This window comes from Paracoccus sp. (in: a-proteobacteria), assembly GCF_039808215.1.
Classification (GTDB): Bacteria; Pseudomonadota; Alphaproteobacteria; order Rhodobacterales; family Rhodobacteraceae; genus Paracoccus.
The window spans coordinates 1-18,964 of the sequence record NZ_JBDHSP010000022.1 but is presented as its reverse complement, the minus strand read 5'-3'; the positions used below and the strand labels follow the sequence as shown (position 1 = coordinate 18,964).

17 protein-coding genes are annotated in these 18,964 nt (G+C 72.0%); 11 read left to right on the top strand and 6 right to left on the bottom strand.

The annotated features are described in order from the left end of the window. Positions 1-13: 13 nt before the first annotated feature. The 5 genes from WMK75_RS09475 to WMK75_RS09455 all read right to left on the bottom strand — a co-directional run bounded on the left by WMK75_RS09475 (position 14) and on the right by WMK75_RS09455 (position 4,783). Positions 14-1,117 carry a pyridoxal phosphate-dependent aminotransferase gene (locus WMK75_RS09475; RefSeq protein ID WP_347267465.1) on the bottom strand — a complete coding sequence of 368 codons (1,104 nt, stop codon included), beginning with the start codon at positions 1,115-1,117 and terminating at the stop codon, positions 14-16. Between the two features lie 114 nt (positions 1,118-1,231). Continuing rightward, complete coding sequence (locus WMK75_RS09470) at positions 1,232-1,468, bottom strand: Lrp/AsnC ligand binding domain-containing protein (RefSeq protein ID WP_347267436.1); 237 nt, start codon at positions 1,466-1,468, stop codon at positions 1,232-1,234. 31 nt (positions 1,469-1,499) lie between these two features. After that, positions 1,500-2,876: an MATE family efflux transporter gene (locus WMK75_RS09465; RefSeq protein WP_347267435.1), complete on the bottom strand. Its 1,377-nt coding sequence runs from the start codon at positions 2,874-2,876 to the stop codon at positions 1,500-1,502. 51 nt (positions 2,877-2,927) lie between these two features. Next, positions 2,928-3,602, bottom strand: coding sequence for a L,D-transpeptidase family protein (locus WMK75_RS09460; RefSeq protein WP_347267434.1), 675 nt, complete (start codon positions 3,600-3,602; stop codon positions 2,928-2,930). Further along, positions 3,599-4,783, bottom strand: a complete 1,185-nt coding sequence (locus WMK75_RS09455) for a PatB family C-S lyase (RefSeq protein WP_347267433.1) — start codon at positions 4,781-4,783, stop codon at positions 3,599-3,601. Before WMK75_RS09455 ends, WMK75_RS09460 begins: the two co-directional genes overlap by 4 nt. 81 nt (positions 4,784-4,864) lie before the next feature. Here WMK75_RS09455 and def (WMK75_RS09450) point away from each other — a divergent pair, with 81 nt between their 5' ends. The 5 genes from def (WMK75_RS09450) to fmt all read left to right on the top strand — a co-directional run bounded on the left by def (WMK75_RS09450) (position 4,865) and on the right by fmt (position 9,392). Next, entirely contained in the window at positions 4,865-5,386 is a 522-nt protein-coding gene (def, locus tag WMK75_RS09450; RefSeq protein WP_347267432.1) for a peptide deformylase, read from the top strand. 30 nt (positions 5,387-5,416) lie between these two features. Then, complete coding sequence (def, locus tag WMK75_RS09445) at positions 5,417-5,917, top strand: peptide deformylase (protein WP_347267431.1); 501 nt, start codon at positions 5,417-5,419, stop codon at positions 5,915-5,917. 64 nt (positions 5,918-5,981) lie between these two features. Beyond that, positions 5,982-7,619, top strand: a complete 1,638-nt coding sequence (locus tag WMK75_RS09440; RefSeq protein WP_347267430.1) for an alpha/beta-hydrolase family protein — start codon at positions 5,982-5,984, stop codon at positions 7,617-7,619. Next, positions 7,604-8,470: a dienelactone hydrolase family protein gene (locus tag WMK75_RS09435; protein ID WP_347267429.1), complete on the top strand. Its 867-nt coding sequence runs from the start codon at positions 7,604-7,606 to the stop codon at positions 8,468-8,470. Before WMK75_RS09440 ends, WMK75_RS09435 begins: the two co-directional genes overlap by 16 nt. Before the next feature lie 28 nt (positions 8,471-8,498). Then, positions 8,499-9,392: a methionyl-tRNA formyltransferase gene (fmt, locus tag WMK75_RS09430; protein ID WP_347267428.1), complete on the top strand. Its 894-nt coding sequence runs from the start codon at positions 8,499-8,501 to the stop codon at positions 9,390-9,392. Here fmt and hrpB read toward each other — a convergent pair. After that, positions 9,389-11,809: an ATP-dependent helicase HrpB gene (gene hrpB, locus WMK75_RS09425; protein WP_347267427.1), complete on the bottom strand. Its 2,421-nt coding sequence runs from the start codon at positions 11,807-11,809 to the stop codon at positions 9,389-9,391. The two genes, fmt and hrpB, sit on opposite strands and share 4 nt — an antisense overlap. Positions 11,810-11,908: 99 nt before the next feature. Here hrpB and WMK75_RS09420 point away from each other — a divergent pair, with 99 nt between their 5' ends. From WMK75_RS09420 to WMK75_RS09395, 6 genes are all read left to right on the top strand, one after another. Further along, positions 11,909-13,276, top strand: a complete 1,368-nt coding sequence (locus WMK75_RS09420) for a YcjX family protein (protein WP_347267426.1) — start codon at positions 11,909-11,911, stop codon at positions 13,274-13,276. Between the two features lie 10 nt (positions 13,277-13,286). After that, positions 13,287-14,372: a TIGR01620 family protein gene (locus WMK75_RS09415; protein ID WP_347267425.1), complete on the top strand. Its 1,086-nt coding sequence runs from the start codon at positions 13,287-13,289 to the stop codon at positions 14,370-14,372. Positions 14,373-14,456: 84 nt separating this feature from the next. After that, positions 14,457-16,508 (top strand): penicillin-binding protein 1C, encoded by a 2,052-nt coding sequence (pbpC, locus tag WMK75_RS09410; RefSeq protein ID WP_347267424.1) that lies wholly within the window; start codon positions 14,457-14,459, stop codon positions 16,506-16,508. A 65-nt stretch (positions 16,509-16,573) separates the two neighbouring features. Then, entirely contained in the window at positions 16,574-17,005 is a 432-nt protein-coding gene (gene arfB / locus WMK75_RS09405) for an alternative ribosome rescue aminoacyl-tRNA hydrolase ArfB (RefSeq protein WP_347267423.1), read from the top strand. Further along, positions 17,002-17,463: an NUDIX hydrolase gene (locus WMK75_RS09400; protein ID WP_347267422.1), complete on the top strand. Its 462-nt coding sequence runs from the start codon at positions 17,002-17,004 to the stop codon at positions 17,461-17,463. Before arfB ends, WMK75_RS09400 begins: the two co-directional genes overlap by 4 nt. Beyond that, positions 17,460-18,887 carry an inorganic phosphate transporter gene (locus WMK75_RS09395; protein ID WP_347267421.1) on the top strand — a complete coding sequence of 476 codons (1,428 nt, stop codon included), beginning with the start codon at positions 17,460-17,462 and terminating at the stop codon, positions 18,885-18,887. The genes WMK75_RS09400 and WMK75_RS09395 overlap by 4 nt, the downstream gene beginning before the upstream one ends. The last annotated feature ends 77 nt before the right edge of the window (positions 18,888-18,964 follow it).

Genomic DNA, 18,964 nt, shown 5'->3' with positions numbered 1-18,964 from the left:
AGAACGAAGAAATCTAGGCGATGGCCGCAAGCGCGCGGGGCAGGGCCTCGGCCAGAGCCGCCAACTCGGCCTCGGGGGCGCAGGAGACGCGGATACAGCGGTCCAGCGGCGCAACGCCGGGCATGCGCAGGAAGATGCCCTCCTGCGCCAGTGCGGCCAGCAGGCCGCGGGCATGCGCGCCGTCGCGACCGCAGTCGAGGGCGACAAAATTCGTCGCCGAGGGCAGCGCGACAAGGCCGTTGTTCTGTGCGATGCGGGCAATGCTGTCGCGAGCCTCGGCGACCCGGCGGCAGGTCTGCGCCAGCCAGTCGCGGTCCTGCAGCGCCGCCAGCGCGCCGATCTGGCCGATGCGGTTCATGCCGAAATGGTTGCGGATGCGGTCGAATCCGGCGATCAGCTTTGCCGGGCCGATGGCATAGCCGATGCGAGCGCCCGCCAGCGCATGGGCCTTGGAGAAGGTGCGCAGGCGGATCACCCGCGGATCCTCGGGATCGATGTCGGGGATGACCCCGGCGGGGGCGAATTCGCCATAGGCCTCGTCGAGCACCAGCAGACAGCCCTCGGGCAGTTCGTCCAGCATGGCGTGGATGCGCGCCGCCCCGTGCCAGCTGCCCATCGGATTGTCGGGATTGGCCAGATAGACCAGCCGCGCGCCGCTGGCATGGGCGGCCGCGATCAGGGCCTCGGGGTCCTCGGCATCGTCGCGGTAGGGCACCCGGCAGAAGCGCCCGCCAAAGCCCGCGACGTGGTAGTTGAAGGTCGGATAGGCGCCGTCCGAGGTCACCACCACCTCGCCCGGGGCAAGCAGCAGGCGCACGAGCAGGCCCAGAAGCCCGTCGATACCCTCACCCGGCATGATGTTCGCCGCACCGATGCCGTGATGGGCCGCAAGGGCGTGGCGCAGGTCATGGCTGTCGGGGTCGGCGTATTTCCATGCCTCGGCCGCGGCTGCCTGCATGGCGGCGATGGCGCGCGGCGAGGGGCCGAAGCCGTTCTCATTCGCCCCCAGCCGGGCGCGGAAGGGCCGGCCGGCGCGGCGCTCCAGCGTCTCGGGGCCGGTGAAGGGCACGGTTGCGGGCAGGGCGGCGGGGATGGGGGCAAAGCGCAGGCGGGTCATGGCGGAATGCAAGCCCATTCCCGGCCCGGGCGCAAGTCGCATCCCTCGGGCGCGGCTTCTCTCCTGCCCAAATATCCCGGGGAGTCGCGCGGCACGCGCGGCGAAGTAGAGCCTCTAGAACGCCTTGAAGGTCATGGTGGTCAGCGTGCGCACGATGCCCGGGATGTCGAACAGGTTCTCGGACAGGAAATGCCCGACATCGCGATCCTCGGGCACATAGATCTTGGCCAGCAGGTCATAGTCGCCCGAGGTGGAATAGAGCTCGCTCACGATCTCGCGGTCATAGATCGCGTCGGCGACCTCATAGGTCTTGCCGGGTGTGCAGCGGAACTGGACGAAAACCGGGCGCATGGCGAACCTCCTCGGGAATGTGGGGCAAAGCCTAGACCGCCGGGGCGGTCCCGGTCCAGTCCCCGCGGCCCAGCCCCTGCCAGAAGCGGCGCGCCAGCAGTAGCGCCGCCACCGTCAGCCCGGCGACCAGCCCCAGCCACAACCCCGCCGGCCCCAGCCCGGCGCCAAACGCGAGGCCATAGGCGACCGGCATGCCGACCAGCCAATAGCTGACCGCGGCGATGAACATCGGCACCCGCGTGTCCTGAACGCCGCGCAAAAGCCCCAGCGCGATCACCTGCATCGCATCCATCAGTTGAAACAGCCCCGCATACAGCAAAAGCCCGGCGGCGATGCCGACGATCGCCGGCGTCTCGGGGTGGGTGGCGTCAAGGTAGAGGCCGACCAGTTGCCGCGGAAACAGCTCGAAGGCCGTCATCGCCAGCAGCGCCACCAGCGCCGAGACCACGGTCACCGTCACCCCTGCGTCGCGCATCCAGGCGGCATCCCCGCGCCCCTTGGCCTGGCCGGCGCGGATGGTGGCGGCGTTCGACATACCCAGATGTATCACGAAGGTGATCGAGGCCAGTTGCAGCGCAATGCCATGCGCCGCCAGTTCGCGCGTGCCGATCCAGCCCATCATCACGTTCGAGGCGACAAACAGCCCGCCTTCGGCAAGCATGGTCAGGCCGATGGGCATGCCCAGGACAAAGACCAGGCGCATGCCCGGCCAGTCCGGGCGCCAGAAGCGCTGGAACAACCGATATTTGCGCGCCGGCGGCAGCCAGGCGGCATAGGCGGCGATCGCCACGAGCTGCAGGAACTGCACGATGACCGCCGCGATCGCCGCCCCGCGCACGCCCATTTCCGGCGCGCCCAGATTGCCGAAGATCAGCACCCAGTTCAGCAAGATGACCAGCGGCAGCCCGGCCAGGGTGATCCACAGCACCACCTGCGGGCGCTCCATCGCCGCCAGATAGCTGTTCAGCGCCAGCTGGCCCAGCACCGCCAGCAGGCCGATGCCCTCGATGCGCAGATAGTCCTGCGCCAGCCGCGCCACCTCGGCCTCTTGCCCCAGCGCCAGCAGGATCGGCCCGGAGTGCCAGAAGGCCGGCAGCGACAGAAGCGCCGCACTGATCGACAGCCACAGCGCCATGCGGGTCGAGCGCCGCACCTCGACCTCGTCCTCGCGCGCGATCGCGGTGGCGATCAGCCCCATGACGGCGATGCCGAAACCCATGCCCAGAAAGAACAGGATGTTGAAGAACGACACCGCGATGACCAGCGCCGCCAGTTCCGTCACCCCATACCAGCCCATCATCACGGTATCCGCGACATGGATGGCCAGGCGGGCCAGATGCGAGCCGATCAGCGGCAGGCCAAGCGCGAGCGTGGCGCGCAGATGGGGCGAATAACGAGAGATGGTCATCCGCGCAGCCTTAGCGCCGGCCGCAGGGCGCGGCAAGCGCACCGGCGCCGCTCAGGGCCGGATCTCGACCTCGGTGCCGATGGCGGCATGGGCAAAGATCTCCTCGATTTCGGCATTGCCGACGGCGATGCAGCCGGCGGTCCAGTCGCCCTTGACGCGAAAGCCCGGCGGCACCTGGTCGGGCTGGCCATGGATCATGATGTCGCCGCCGGGATCGACGCCGGCGCGCCGCGCCGCCTCGCGGTGGCGTTTCTGCGGATAGTCGAGGCCCAGCGACAGGTGATAGGCGCTGTTGCGGTTCAGCCGGTCGATGCGAAAGCTGCCCTCGGGGGTGCGGCCGTCGCCCTGCCGGTTCTTGTCGCCCTCGGGGGAAAAACCCAGCGCGATGCGATAGGTCCGGGGCGGCCCCGCCCGCTGCCAGACGGTCATGCGGCGGGCAGCCTTCTCGATCAGGATGCGTTCGACCGGCGAGGCGATGGCGGGCATGGGCGGGCGCGGCGGGCGGATGTCCGGCGGGCCAGGATCGGGCAGACCAGGATCGGGCAGGCGAAGCTCTGGCCAGGACCAGTCCGGCAGGCGCGGCCAGTGCCGGCCAGGGGGCCAGTCGGAGGGCCAGCCGGTGGCGGGCGGCGGCGGACGCGCCGGCAGCGGCGCCCAGAGCAGCCAGACCGCCGCCGCCAGCGCCGCAAGGCACAGCGCGGAAAACAGCGCCCCGAGCCGCCTCATTGCAGATCGCCAAAGGCCTCCTTGAGCCGCGCCACCGCCTCGGCCACCCGCGCCCGCGGCGTCGCCAGGTTGAAGCGCAAGAAGCTTTCGCCGCCGCTGCCGAAGGTGCTGCCGTGATTTGCGGCGATGCGGGCGGTGCGCTCGACGCGGGCGGTGAATTCCTCGCGCGCCATGCCGGTGCCCGAGAAATCCACCCAGGCCAGATAGGTCGCTTGCAAGGGCATCGAGCCGAGGCCGGGAATGGCGTTCACGCCGTGGTCGAACAGCCGCCGGTTGCCGTCCAGATAGGCGGTCAGCCGGTCGACCCAGGCCGCGCCCTCGGGGGAATAGGCGGCGGCGACCATGCCCAGCCCGAACAGCCCCGGCGAGATGCCCAGCGCCATCATCCGCGCCTGCAGCCGCTGGCGCAGGTCGGGATCGGCGACGATCAGGTTGCCGATATGGGCGCCGGCGATGTTGAAGGTCTTGGTGGCGGCGCTCAGCGTCACCAGCCGCGGTGCCGCCTCGGGGACCAGTTCCGCCAGCACCCGGTGGCGGGCGGCGCCGGGCATCACCAGATCGTGATGGATCTCGTCCGAGACCAGGATCAGGTCGTGGGCGGCGCAGAAATCCGCGATCTCGCGCAGTTCCGCCTCGCTCCAGACCCGGCCGCCGGGGTTGTGGGGCGAGCACAGGATCAGCATGCGCTCGCCTCCGGTCAGCAACTGCGACCAGGCGTCCCAGTCCAGGCGATACTGCCCGTCGCGCAGCGCCAGCGGGAACTCGGCCACCTCGCGCCCCGCGGCGCGGATGACGCGGGCAAAGGCGTGATAGACCGGGGTCATCACGATCACCCGATCGCCCGGCGCCGTGAAGGCATCGACGCAAAGGGCGGTGCCGTTCACCAGCCCGTGCGCGGTCAGCACCCATTCGGGCTGGATCTGCCAGCCGTGGCGGTTTGCCATCCACCAGCAGATGGCGCCGACATAATCGGGGCGGCTGCCGGGATAGCCGTAGATGCCATGCGCGCAGATGCCCTCCAGCGCGCGCTGCACGGCGGCCGGCGGGCGGAAGTCCATGTCCGCCACCCACATGGCGAGGCCGTCGCCGGGTGCCACGCCATGCACGGCCTGCATGTCGTCCCATTTGTTGCAGCCTGTGCCGCAGCGGTCGATGATCTCGTCGAAATCGGGCTGTGCCATGTCGCGCCTTACCGTGATGCCTGTGCCGGCCAGAATAGCGACTTGTTGCGCAAGGCCAAGGCTTGCCCTAGATCACGGGGCATGACATTGCGCCCCATCCTCCTGCACCCCGATCCGCGCCTGAAGAAGGTCTGCGCGCCCGTGGCCCGCATCACCCCCGAGATCGAGACCCTGGCCGCCGACATGCTGGCCACCATGTATGAGGCGCCGGGCGTGGGTCTGGCGGCACCGCAGGTCGGCGTGCTGAGCCGGCTGTTCGTCATGGATTGCGAAAAGAACCCCGAGGCACCGCGCGATCCGCTGGTCATGGTCAACCCCGAGGTCACCTGGACCTCGGAGGCGCTGAACACCTATGAGGAGGGGTGCCTGTCGATCCCCGAGCACTATGCCGAGGTGACCCGCCCGGCCGAGGTGCGCGTGCGCTGGCTGGGCCTGGACGGCACCCTGCACGAGCGCGACTTCGACGGGCTCTGGGCCACCTGCGCCCAGCACGAGATCGACCATCTGGACGGGCGGCTGTTCATCGACCATATCGGCCCGATCCGCCGCCAGATGATCACCCGCAAGATGGTCAAGCTCAAGCGCGAGCGCGGCCGTGGCTGAGCCCCTGCCCCCGTCCCGGACCCGCGCGCCATGACCGTGCGTCCCTGCCTGCCCTATGCCGACCGCCGCCTGCACCAGCCGGCCGTGCCGGTGGCCGCGATCACCGAATCCGTGCGCATGATCTGGGACGACATGATCGACACCATGGAGGCCATGCCCGGCGTCGGCCTTGCCGCGCCGCAGATCGGCATCCTGCAGCGCCTCGCCGTGGTCGATGCCTCGGAACGGCGCGGCCAGGCCCTGCGCATGGCCAATCCCGAGATCCTGCACGCCAGCGTGCAGCTGCGCACCCATGAGGAGGCCAGCCCGAACCTGCCCGGGGTCTCGGCCCGGATCGAGCGACCGCGCGCCGTCACCGTGCGCTTTCTCAATGCCGCGGGCGAGATCGAGGAGCGCGATTTCGTCGGGCTCTGGGCGACCTCGGTGCAGCACCAGATCGACCATCTGGACGGCAGGCTTTACGTCGATCGCCTGTCGCCCCTGCGCCGCCAGATGCTGGTGGCGAAATCCGCCAAGCTGGCGCGGCGGTGAACCGGCTCGCCCAACCTGATTCCCGGCCCGTGCCGACCACGGGCCCCTTGTGAAGGAAAGCCAGATGTTCTCACCCCTGCCGCTTCTTGTGGGCCTTCTGCTGGCGGCGGCATCGCTGACGCCCTCGCTGATCCCGCGCGACTGGCTGACCCAGGGCCTTGTGGCTGGGGCCTCGATGGCCTCGGGCTATGTGGCGACGCAGTTCTTCGTGGCGATCTGGCGCACGCTCGAGATCCCCGAGCCGCCGGCACGCTGGGCCAGGATCGGGCATCTGGTGCTGGCGGTGCCGGTGCTGGCGCTTGTCGGCTTTTGCGTGGGTTTTTCGGTCACCTGGCAAAATTCGATCCGCGAACGCATGTCCATGCCGCTGCTCGAGGCGGCGGATACGCTCCGCGTGATCGGCGTGGCGCTGGCGGTGTTTCTGGCGCTGTTCATCCTGGGCCTCGCCTTCCAGGTGCTGTTCAACCTGCTCAGGCGCCGGCTGGCGCGCTATATCCCGGCGCGCAGCGCCAATGTGCTGGGGCTGGCGCTGGCGGTGCTGGTGGCGGTGTTCCTGACCCGCGACGGCGTGGTGAACAACCTGTTTCGCATGCTCGACGCCTCGCAGGTCGCGGCCCAGCACCTGATGAACCCCAGCCAGCCGGCCCCGGCCGAGGACTGGCGTTCGGGCTCGGCTGCCTCGCAGGCCAGCTGGGACCTGATGGGGACGCCGGGGCGCAACTATGTGCTGTCGGGGCCAAGCGCCGCGGACATCACCGCCCTGACCGGCAAGCCCGCGAAAGAGCCGCTGCGCATCTATGTCGGCCGCGCCCAGAACGCCAGCGCCGAGGAACGCGCCCGCATCGCCCTGGCCGAGATGGAGCGCGTCGGCGCCTTCGAGCGCAAGGTGCTGGTCGTGGTCAGCCCGACCGGCACCGGCTGGATGGACCCGGCCAGTTTCGACGCGCTGGAATACATGCATGGCGGCGACATCGCCACGGTGGCGGTGCAATATTCCTTCCTGCAAAGCCCGATGGCGCTGATCTTCGAGACCAGTTCGGGCCCCGACCAGGCGGTGGCGCTGATGCGCGCCGTCTATGACCACTGGCGCACGATCCCCGAAAGCCGCCGGCCCAAGCTTTACATGCACGGGCTGTCGCTGGGGGCCTGGTCCTCGATGCAGGCCTTCAACCCGTTCCAGATGATGAACGAGCCGGTGGACGGCGCCTTCTGGGTCGGCCCGCCCTTCCCCTCGGCGCTGTGGCAGCAGGCCAATTCCGCACGTCAGCCCGGCAGCCCCTATGTCCTGCCCGAGGTCGACGATGGCGAGGTCATCCGCTATTCCAGCCAGTTCGCCGCGCCCGAACGCTCGGGCAAGCCCTGGGGGCGGCTGCGCATCCTGTTCCTGCAATACGCCAGCGACGCCATCACCTTCTATTCGCCGGCCTCGCTGTGGCGCGCGCCGGAATGGATGCGCGAGCCGCCGGCAGCCGATGTCTCGCCCCGGCTCAGGTTCATTCCCATCGTCACGCAGTTCCAGCTGGCGGCCGACATGCTGATCGCCACCTCGACGCCGGCGGGCTTCGGTCATCTCTATGACGCGAAGGACTATATCGACGGCTGGGTTTCGGTCACCGCCCCCGAGGGCTGGACCGCGGCCGACACCGCGCGGCTGAAGGCGCATTGCGGCACCAACGGCCTGGTGGGATGCGCAAACGGCTGATCGGCGCCGCGGCGGTGCTGGTGGCCTTGCTGCTGGCACTGGCGCTGAACACGGCGCGCAACTATGCCGGCTGGCGGCCGGTCAGCGACACCCCGGCCCAGCGCGAGGCCGAACTGGCCCTGCATTGGCGGCTGCTGATACCCGAGGGGCCGGGCCCGCATCCGGCGGCGGTGCTGCTCTCGGGCTGCGACGGCGTGCAGGACAACATGTTCTGGTGGGCGGAACAATATGTCGACATGGGCCGGGCGGTGCTGATCCTCGACAGCCACGCGCCGCGCAACCTCGATCGGGCGCAGACCTGGCGCGCGGTCTGCGCCGCCCAGGTCCTGCCAGGGGTCGAGCGCGCCGGTGATCTTGCCGTGGCGCTGGCGGCGCTGCGCGCCATGCCCGGGATCGACGCCTCGGACGTGGCGCTGCTGGGCACCTCGCACGGGGGCTGGACGGTGATGGAATTCCTGCGCCTTCTGGGCCAGGGCACGGCTCCGCCGGGGCTGAGCGGCTGGCCGGCGCCGCCCGCCGATCTGGCGGCGGGGCTGGGTCCGGTGGTGCTGCTCTATCCCTATTGCGGGCTGCTGAACAACGCCACGCGCGCACCCTGGCCGCCGGTGCGTGCCCTGATGCTGCTGGCCGAGCAGGACATGATCACCAACCCCGCCGAATGCCGGACCATGGGGGAGGAGCTGATCGCCGCCGGCACCGATCTGACGATCAGGACCTATGCCGGTCTCAACCACGGTTTCGACCAGCGCCAGCGCTCGCCGCTGTCGCCGCTGGTCTTCGACCCGAAGGCACGGGCGCGGGCGACGCGCGACGTGCAGGATTTCATGCAGGCCGCCGCCCCCGGGGGCTAGGTCAGGACGGACAGGCAGGGGGGCAGCAATGCGCGTCATCTTCATGGGCACACCCGATTTCTCGGTTCCGGCGCTGCGCGCCATCGCCGCGCGCCATCAGGTCGTGGCGGTCTATTGCCAGCCCGCCCGCGCCGCCGGACGCGGACAGAAACCCCGCCCCTCGCCCGTCCAGCGCGTGGCCGAGGACCTGGGCCTGCCCCTGCGCACGCCCCTGCGGCTGAAATCGCCCGAGGACCAGGCGGAATTCGCCGCATTCCGGGCCGATGTCGCGGTGGTGGTGGCCTACGGGCTGATCCTGCCGCAGCCGGTGCTGGACGCGCCGCGGCTGGGCTGCCTGAACATCCACGCATCATTGCTGCCGCGCTGGCGGGGGGCGGCGCCGATCCACCGCGCGATCATGGCGGGCGACGCGGAAACCGGCGTCGCCATCATGCAGATGCAGGCCGGGCTGGATACCGGCCCGGTGCTGGCCAAGGCGCGCACCGCCATCGGCCCCGAGGACACCACCGCCGATCTGCACGACCGGCTGGCGGACATGGGCGCGGCGCTGGTCACCGATGTGCTGGACCGCCTGCCCCTGCCCGCGCGCCCGCAGCCCGATCAGGGGGTGAGCTATGCCCACAAGATCGACAAGGCCGAGGCGCGCATCGACTGGACGCTCCCTGCCGAACGGATCGACCGCCAGATCCGCGGCCTTTCGCCCTTTCCCGGCGCCTGGTGCCTGATCGGCGGCGAAAGGGTCAAGCTGCTGCGCTCTCGCCTTGCCGGTGGCGCCGGCGCGCCCGGGGCGGTGCTGTCGGGATTCACCATCGCCTGCGGCAGCGGCGCGATCGAGGTGCTGGAAGCCCAGCGCGAGGGCAAGCGCCCGATGCCGGCCGCCGAAATCCTGCGCGGCCTGACGCTGCCCGCGCGGCTCGACTAGCTGCCGCGGGGTTTGGCGCGGGTGGTCGGGTCGGCCTCCAGCGGGTTTTCCGGCCAGGGGTGGCGCGGATAGCGGCCGCGCATGTCCTTTCGGACCTCGCTGTAACCCCCGGCCCAGAAGCCCGGCAGATCGCTGGTCACCGCAATGGGCCGGGCGCCGGGCGACAGCATCAGGATGCGCAGCGCCCGCCCGCCGACCACCGGATGACGCGCGACCCCGAACAGTTCCTGCAGCTTCAACTCGATCGAGGGCGTCTCATGGTCATAGTCGATCGGCACCTTGCGCCCCAGCGGCGTGACGAAATGCGCCGGCGCCTCGGCGTCAAGCCGGCGCTGGCCCTCCCAGCCAAGGCGCGCCTTCAGCGCCTCGGCCAGGTCCAGCGCCCGCAGATCGGACAGCGTGCGCGCCCGGGTCAGCCAGGGCAACAGCCAGTCGGCATCGGCCAAAAGGCTTGCGTCATCGACCGGCCCCAGATCGGGGACGAGCGCCATGCGCGCCCGCAGCCGCGCCGCAGCCCGCGTCCAGACAAGGCCGTGCTGGCGCAGCCCCTCCAGCGCGGCGCGGGCCAGCGCCTGCGGGTCGGGATCGTCCAGCGCCCGGCCCGACAGCACCAGCGCGCCAAGCCGTTCCTGCCGCCGCGCGATCACGCGATTGTCGCGACGCGACCATTCCACCGCCTCGACACTGCGGATGCGGTCGGAAAACAGCGCGCGGATCTCGTCCTCGTCCAGCGGGGCGGCCATGCGGATGCGCGCCTCGCGCGGGTCGCCGTCCAGATCCGTGGCGACGATCAGGCGCTGGCCCGACAGCGCGTCACCCTCGGGCAGCACCGCGCCCTTGCCGCCCGACAGGACAAAGCGCGGCGCCTCGCCCCGACGGCGCAAGCCGATGCGGTCGGGATAGGCCAGCGCCGCCATGGCCCCCGGCGACAGCCCGTCGCCCGCGGGCGCCATGCGGCGCAATCGCCGCGCCTCGTCGCGGATGCGCGCCAGCGTGGCGGGATTGGCGGGCCAGGGGTGGCGGTCGGCATAGGCACGCGCGTCGCGGATCGCCGCCAGCCGCAGCGCCAGATCGGCAGGGGCACCGCTCAGCGGGTCGCGTTCCGCCAGCAGCGCCGCCAGATCGGCCGCGCCCCGCCCGGCGGCAAGCAGCATATGCGCCAGGCGCGGATGCAGCGGCAGCGCCGCCAGCGCCCTTCCATGCGCGGTGATCCGCCCCTGCCCGTCCAGCGCCCCCAGATCGGCGAGCAGCGCCCGCGCCTCGGCCAGCGCCGCCTCGGGCGGCGGGGTCAGGAAGGCAAGATCCGCGCCGCTCGACCCCCAAAGCGCCAGTTCCAACGCCAGCCCGGCCAGATCCGCCACGGCGATCTCGGGCGGGGCGAAGGCTGGCAGCGCGCCTTCCTCGGCCCGCGCCCAGAGGCGATAGCAGATGCCCGGCGCCACCCGGCCGGCGCGGCCGCGGCGCTGTTCGGCCTCGGCGCGGCTGACGCGCTCGGTCACCAGCCGCGACATGCCCGAGCCGGGGTCGAAGCGCGCCCGCCGCGCGCGGCCCGCATCGACGACCACGGTGACGCCGGGAATGGTCAGCGAGGTTTCGGCGATCGCCGTGGCCAGCACGATGCGCCGCCGCGGCCCTGGCGGAGCCAGCGCCGCGCGCTGCGCCTTGAAATCCATGGCGCCGTAAAGCGGCAGCACCTCGGCCCCCACGTCGGCCCCGGTGTCCAGCATGGCGGCGACGCGGCGGATCTCACCCTCGCCGGGCAAAAAGGCCAGGAGGGTGCCGCCCAGATCGCGGGTGGCGGCCAGGGCCTCGGCGATCAGCCGCGCGGCCTCGGGGACCAGCCGCGCGCCGGTGGGCAGGGGGCGCGCCAGCCAGCGGGTCTCCACCGGGAAGGCGCGGCCCTCGGCGCGGATCAGGGGCGCGCCGTCCAGCAGCGCCGCCACGGGGTCCGCGTCCAGCGTCGCCGACATCACCACCAGCGCCAGATCGGGGCGCAACGCCGCCCGCGCCTCGCAGGTCAGCGCCAGGCCCAGATCGGCATTCAGGCTGCGTTCGTGAAATTCGTCAAAGATCACGCAGCCGATGCCGGAAAGCTCCGGGTCCGATTGCAGCATGCGGGTCAGGATGCCTTCGGTCACCACCTCGATGCGCTGGCCGGGCACCGCCTCGCCGCGGATGCGGTAGCCGACGGTCTGGCCAAGGGGCTCGCCCAGGGTCTCGGCCATGCGCTCGGCGGCGGCGCGGGCGGCCAGGCGGCGCGGCTCGAGCATGACGATGCGGCCGCGGATCACCGGCAGCAGCGCCAGTGGCACGCGCGTGGTCTTGCCGGCGCCGGGCGGCGCCATCAGCACCACGCGGCCATGCGCGGCCAGCGTCGCGGTCAGCTCGGGCAATATTGCGTCGATGGGCAGGTCCATGCGCGCCTTATGCCAGCGCGTGACGCGCCGGAAAAGGCCCGCCCCCTACACAAGCCCGCGCCGCCCGCATATCTTGCCGGCAAGGACACGAGGGGCAGCATGGGCATCACCGACGATCTGATGCAGGGGCTTGGCATCGCCGATCCGGTGCTCCGGCTGGGTGTCACCGGGTTGTCGCGGGCCGGCAAGACCGTGTTCATCACCTCGCTGGTGGCCAATCTTCTGGACCGCGGCCGCATGGCGGGGCTGCGCGCGGTGGCGGATGGCGCGCTGAAGGCGGCCTGGTTGCAGCCACAGCCTGACGACACCGTGCCGCGCTTTGACTATGAACGCCATCTGGCGGCGATGACCGGCCCTGCCCCGCATTGGCCCGAGGGCACGCGCCATGTCAGCCAGTTGCGCCTGTCGCTGCGCGTGCAGCCGCGCGGACTGGTGGCGGGCTGGCGCGGCAGTTCGGTTCTGCATCTGGATATCGTCGATTACCCCGGCGAATGGCTGTTGGACCTGCGGCTGATGGAGCGCGATTTCGACGCCTGGTCGCAAGAGGTGCTCGGGCGCATGGCCGCCCGCCCCGGCGCCGACCTGTTTCGCGCCGCCCTGGCCGCCACCGACACCAGCCGTTTCGACGAGAGTGCGGCACAGGCGCTGGCCGCCGCCTATACCAGCCACCTGCATCTGGCACGCGAGGCCGGCTGGTCGGACTGCACGCCGGGCCGCTTCCTGATGCCGGGCGAGCTTGCGGGCTCGCCGGTGCTGACCTTCACGCCGCTGCCGCCGGACCTGCACGCCACGGCGCTGGGGCGGGAATTCGCCCGCCGCTTCGGCGCCTACAAGTCCGGTGTCGTCAGGCCGTTCTTTCGCGACCATTTCGCCCGCATCGACCGGCAGGTGGTCTTGATGGACGTGCTGGGCGCCATCCATGCCGGCCCGCAGGCGGTCGAGGACATGCGCCGCGCCATGGCCGACATCCTGACCGCCTTTCGCCCCGGCCGCGCCGGCTGGCTGGCGCAGCTTCTGGGCGCGCGCCGCGTCGGGCGCATCCTGTTCGCCGCCACCAAGGCCGACCACCTGCACCATGTCCAGCACCCGCGCCTGACCGCGATCACCGGCGCCATGCTGCGCGAGGCCCGCGACCGCGCCGATTTCTCCGGCGCGCGGACCGAGGCCATGGCCATCGCCAGCCTGCGCTGCACCACCGAGGAGCTGATCCATCAGGAAGGCGAGGCCTTGCCCGCGGTGCGCGGCACGCTGATGGACGGGCGGCAGGCGGCGCTTTACCCGGGCGAGTTGCCGGCGAACCCGGCCGAGATGCTGGTCCCGGCGCAGCAGGGCGCGGCTGACTGGCTGGACGGCGACTATGCGATCATGGATTTCGCCCCGGCGCCCGACACGCTGCGCCCCGGCGACGGGCCGCCACATATCCGTCTGGACCGCGCCGCCGAATTCCTGATCGGCGACAGGATATAGGGAGCGCGTCATGGCAGAACCTCCGAAACGGCGCGGGCCGCTGCTGGTCGAGATGGGCGACACACCGCCCGGACCGCCCGCGGATGACGACCGGCGCGAGCGCCGTGCGCCGCGCGCCGAGCCGCGCGAGGGCGAGGCCGCGCTCTCGCCCGCCGATGCCCCGGCGATCGAGGACGGGCCGGCATTGCCGCAGGCGCGCAGCATGCGCATGGTGGCGCGGATCATGGGTCGCGGGCCGTCGCGGCTGACGCGACTATTTCTGGGCAGCGGCGCGGCGCTGGTCTCGTTCCTGCTGTCGGTCGCGGCGCTGCGTTTCCTGACCGATCTGATGGCGCGGCATGCGCTGCTGGGCTGGATCGGCATCGCGCTTCTGGCGCTGTTCGGCCTTGCGGCGCTGGCCTTGGCCTGGCGCGAGCTGCGCGCCTGGTCGCGCTTTGCCGCCATCGACGGCATCAACCGTGCCGCCGTGGCGGCACTGGCCGCGGGCGATGTCGCGGCGGCCAGGCAGGTCGTGCAGCGCATGGAGGGCATCTATCGCGCCCGCCCGGAACTGGAGCCCGGCCTTGCCCGGCTGCGCGAGCACCGCGCCGAGGCCTGTGACGCGCAGAGCCTGATCGCCATGGCCGAGGCGGAACTGCTGGCGCCGCTGGACCAGCAAGCCCGGCGCGAGATCGAGGCCGCCGCCCGCACCGTCGCCGCCGCCACGGCGCTGATCCCGCTGGCGCTGGCCGATGTGATCGCGGCGCTGGCGGCGAACCTGCGCATGATCCGGCGCATGGCCGAGATCTATGGCGGGCGCGCCGGCGCCGTCGGCGGCTGGCGGCTGGCGCGCACGGTGATGGCGCATCTGATCGCCACCGGCGCCGTGGCCGCGGGCGACGATCTGATCCATACCGTCGCCGGCGGCGGGTTGCTGGCCAAGGTCTCGAAACGCTTTGGCGAGGGGGTGGTGAACGGCGCGCTGACCGCGCGCGTCGGCATCGCCGCCATGGAGGTCTGCCGGCCCCTGCCCTTTGTGCATCAGCCCAAGCCCCGCGTCGGCAACCTGATCGCCCGCGGCCTGAAGGGGCTGTTCGGCGAGGACGGGGCGGCCTAGGCGCCGGTGGCATCGCCGCATGAGTATTTGCGGAACGAAGAAGCGCGGGTTCTATGCCCGACCGCCATGGCATAATATCGGGCCATGAGGTCGCGCCGCATTGCCCGGATCCTGATGCTTGCCGTGCTGGTCCTTGCCCTGGGGGCCGGGGCGCGGGACCGTTTCGACGACTGGCTGGCCGCGACCGACCTGCCGCGGCTGGATGTGCCGGTGGGCGTCGAGGTGCTGGCCCGCGACGGCAGCCTTCTGCGCGCCTTCCAGGTGGCGGACGGGCGCTGGCGACTGGATGCCGGGCCGGTCGATCCGCTGTATCTGGACCTGCTTTTGCTGTGGGAGGACCGCCGCTTTGCTCGCCATGGCGGCGTCGATGCCCGCGCCCTGCTGCGCGCCGGCTGGCAGGCGCTGCGGCAGGGGCGCGTGGTCTCGGGCGGCTCGACGCTGAGCATGCAGGTGGCACGGCTGCTTGAGGAGGGATCCGTGGGCGAATGGGCGGGCAAGCTGCGGCAGATGCGCCTGGCGCTGGCGCTGGAGCGGTCCCTGGACAAGCGCGCGATCCTGGGACTGTATCTGCGCCTTGCCCCCTACGGCGGCAATGTCGAGGGCATCCGCGCCGCCAGCCTGCAATGGTTCGGCAAGGAGCCGCGGCGCCTGACCCCGGCCGAGGCAGCGCTGCTGGTGGCCCTGCCGCAATCGCCCGAGACGCGGCGCCCCGACCGTTTCCCCCAGGCCGCGAAAGCGGCGCGCGACCGGGTCCTGGCGCGGGCGGCAGCGGCCGGGCTGATCTCGGACGCGGATGCGCGGGCCGCGATGGCCGAGCCGGTACCGCGCCGCCGCCGCGCCTTTCCGGCGCTGGCACCGCTTCTGGCGCAGCGCCTGCTGCACGAGCATCCCGGCGCCCAGCTCATCGAGACCAGCATCGACGCGCGGCTGCAGCGCGGTGCCGAGGCGCTGGCCGCCGCCGCGGTGCGGGGTGCCGGGCGGCGGCTTTCGGCGGCGATCGTGCTGGCCGATCACCGCAGCGGCGAGATTCTGGCCGAGGTCGGGGCGGCGGCCTGGGCAGACGGCGGCTCGGCCGGTTTCGTCGACATGGCGCGGGCCTGGCGCAGCCCCGGCTCGACACTGAAGCCCTTTGTCTACGGGCTGGCCTTCGACGACGGCCTCGCCCATCCCGAGACGCTCATCGAGGACCGCCCCGCCGTCTTTGGCCGCTGGCAGCCGCAGAACTTTGACCAGCGATTCCGCGGCACGGTCAGCCTGAGGCAGGCCCTGGTCTGGTCGCTGAACATTCCCGTGGTCAGACTGGCCGAGGCGCTGGGGCCGAACCGCGTGGCGCAGGTGCTGGCGCGCGGCGGTGTCGATCTGCGCCTGCCCGAGGGGGTGCCGGGGCTGGCGATGGTCCTGGGCGGCGCCGGCGTGACGCTGGAGGGCCTGGCCACGGGCTATGCAGGCCTCGCGCGCGGCGGGCGGGGCATCCGGCTGTCGCCGCTGCCGGGCGGGGCCGAGCCGCTGCCCGCGGCGATGTTCGGCCCCGCCGCCGCCTGGCAGGTCGCCAGCATCCTGGCGCAGAACCCGGCGCCGCACGGGGCAAGGCTGCGGCCGATGGCCTACAAGACCGGCACCTCTTACGGGCATCGCGACGCGCTGGCTGTGGGGTTCGACGGCGCGCATGTCGGCGCGGTCTGGCTGGGCCGGCCGGACGGCACACCGGTGCCCGGGGCCTTTGGCGGCGATCTGGCGGCGCCGGTGCTGTTTGACCTGTTCGACGCCCTGCCCCCGGTGGCTCTGCCGCCGCCGCCGCCGCAGGTGCTGCTGCTGCCGGGCAGCGCCCTGCCCCTGCCGCTGCGCCGCTTTGCGCCCGCGGGCCGGGCCAGCGCGCTGGCGGCGCGACCCGCCCTGGCCGATGCCCTGCGCCTGACCTATCCGCCCGACGGCGCCGAGATCGAGACGCGGGGGCATTTGACCGCCAAGGCGCGCGGCGGCAAGGGGCCCTGGACCTTCCTGCTGAACGGCGCGCCAGTCGCCATCGCCACGCCGCAGCCCGTGGCCAGCCTGCCTGATCCGGGTCCCGGATTCGCCGAGGTGACGGTGATCGACGCCCTCGGCGCCGCGGCCAGCGCGGCAATCCGCCTGCGCTGAGCCAAATTGTGCGGCCCGGGGCCGAGCGCCCTTTTCTTGCGCGGAAATTGCGACATATTCGCAAGATGCTGCGCATCACCGACACCATAGTCATCCAGGACTGGGAATTGTCCGAACAGTTCACCCGCTCGCAGGGGCCGGGCGGGCAGAACGTGAACAAGGTCGAGACCGCGGTCGAGCTGCGCTTCGAGGCCGAACGCTCGCCGCATCTGCCGGCGCCGGTCAAGACCCGGTTGCGGCGGCTGGCCGGGCGGCGCTGGACCCAGGACGGTGCGCTGCTGATCCGCGCCGAGGACACCCGCAGCCAGGCCCGCAACCGCGAGATCGCGCGCGAGCGCCTGGCCGAGCTGATCCGCGAGGCCCTGGTCACCCCCCGGAAACGCATCGCCACGCGCCCGACGCTCGGCAGCCAGCGCCGCCGCCTGGCCGCCAAGACCCAGCGCGGCACGGTCAAGTCGATGCGCAGCCGCATCCGCGACGCGGAGGACGCCGAGTGATCCCCCGCATCCGCGACCGCCTGGCCCGGCTTCTGGGCCGCTGCCCGCCCGACATGCAGGTGGGTGCGCTGTGCCGGAACCCGGGCAGTGGCGAGGTGCTGCTGGTCACCAGCCGCGACACCGGGCGCTGGGTCCTGCCCAAGGGCTGGCCGATGCCCGGCCGCAGCCTGGCCGACGCCGCCCGGCAGGAGGCCTGGGAAGAGGCCGGTGTCCTTGGAGAGATCGGCCAGGCCGAGATCGGCCGCTTTCACTATGACAAAATGCAAGAGCGCGGCTTTGCCATCCCGGTCGAGGTGCGGCTGTTCCCGCTGCGGGTCGAGCGGCTGGAGGACGCATTCCCCGAGGCCGGCGAGCGCCGGCGCCGCTGGTTTCGCCCCGCCGAGGCAGCGCTGGTGGTGGCCGAGCCCGGGCTGCAGCAAATCCTGCGCGCCCTGCCGCCGGCCCTTGCGGCGCCATGACCGGCCCGCCGCGCGAATACCGCACGCTCGACAAGGATCTGGGGCGCGTCAGCCATGCCGGACGGGCGGCGCTGCAATCGTCGCGTCCGCTGTTCCGCCTCGGCCTGGCGCTGATCTTTGTCGCGGCGGCGGCGCTGGCCGCAACCGGGCTATTTGCCGGCGAGCCCGCCATCGCCGGGCTGGCGGCCGGCATGGCGATCGCCGCCTATCTGGCACTGTCGATCGGCGGCAATGACGTGGCCAATTCGCTGGGGCCGGCGGTGGCCGCCGGCGCCATCGGCATGACCGCCGGCCTGTGGCTGGTCGCCGGCATGGAGGTCGCAGGCGCGGTCCTGGCCGGCAATCCCGTCACCCGCACCCTGACCGAGGGTCTGGTCGGCGACACCCTGGGCCAGGGGGCCGCGACCGGGCGCATGATGGCCATCGCCCTTCTGGCGGCGGCGGGCTGGATCAGCCTGGCCACCTGGCTGGATGCCCCGGTCAGCACCACCCATTCCGTGGTCGGCGCCATCACCGGCGCCGGCATGGCAAGTTTCGGCGCCGGCGCGGTGAACTGGCCGGCGCTGGCGCTGATCGCCAGCGGCTGGGTGGCCTCGCCGCTGATCGCGGCGGTGCTGGCGGGGGTGCTGCTCAAGCTTCTGCGCCAGCGGGTGATGGACCGGCCCGACCGTTTGGGCGCCGGGCGGCGCTGGCTGCCGGGGATGGTGGCGCTGACCTCGGGGGTGCTGGTCGCGGTGGCGGCGCTGGCGCTGCGGCTGCCGGGGCCGGGCGCGATCCTGGCGCTGGCGGGCGCGGGCGCGGGCTGCGGCTGGCTTTATGCCCGGCTGCGCATCGACGGGCTGATCCGCGCCGGCGCCGGCGAGAGGCTGGGGCTGAAAAAGCTGCTGGGCGTGCCGCTGGCCGCCGCGGCGCTGGTCATGGGCTTTGCCCATGGCGCCAATGATGTCTCGAATGTGGCGGCGCCCTTGGGCATCATCCTTGACAGCATCTCGGGCCGCGGCGCCGATCCGGCGCAGGGACGGCTGGTGCTGCTGCTGGGCGGGCTGGGGATCGCGCTGGGGGTGGTGCTGTTCGGACGGCGGCTGGTGCATATGGTGGGTAGCCGCATCACCCGGCTCAATCCGGCGCGGGCCCTGTGCATCGCGCTGGCAACGGCGCTCACGGTGCTGGGCTTTTCGGCGCTGGGGCTGCCGGTCTCGACCACGCATGTGGCGGTGGGCGGGGTGTTCGGCGTCGGCTTTTACCGCGAATTGCGCGACCGCCGCATCCTGGGCGGGCGCCTGCCCATGCCGCCCGAGGAGCGCCGGCGCCGGCATCTGGTGCGCCGCTCCTATCTGCGCATGATCCTGGCCGCCTGGACGATCACCGTGCCGGCGACGGCGGCGCTGGCGGCGCTGCTGGTCTGGCTGGACGGGCGGCTTTAGCAGTCTGCTGAAGAAGTCGGCCCTCGACCTGATTTACGGAACATGATTCATCCTGCGCACGGTTACGGCGGGGGTGA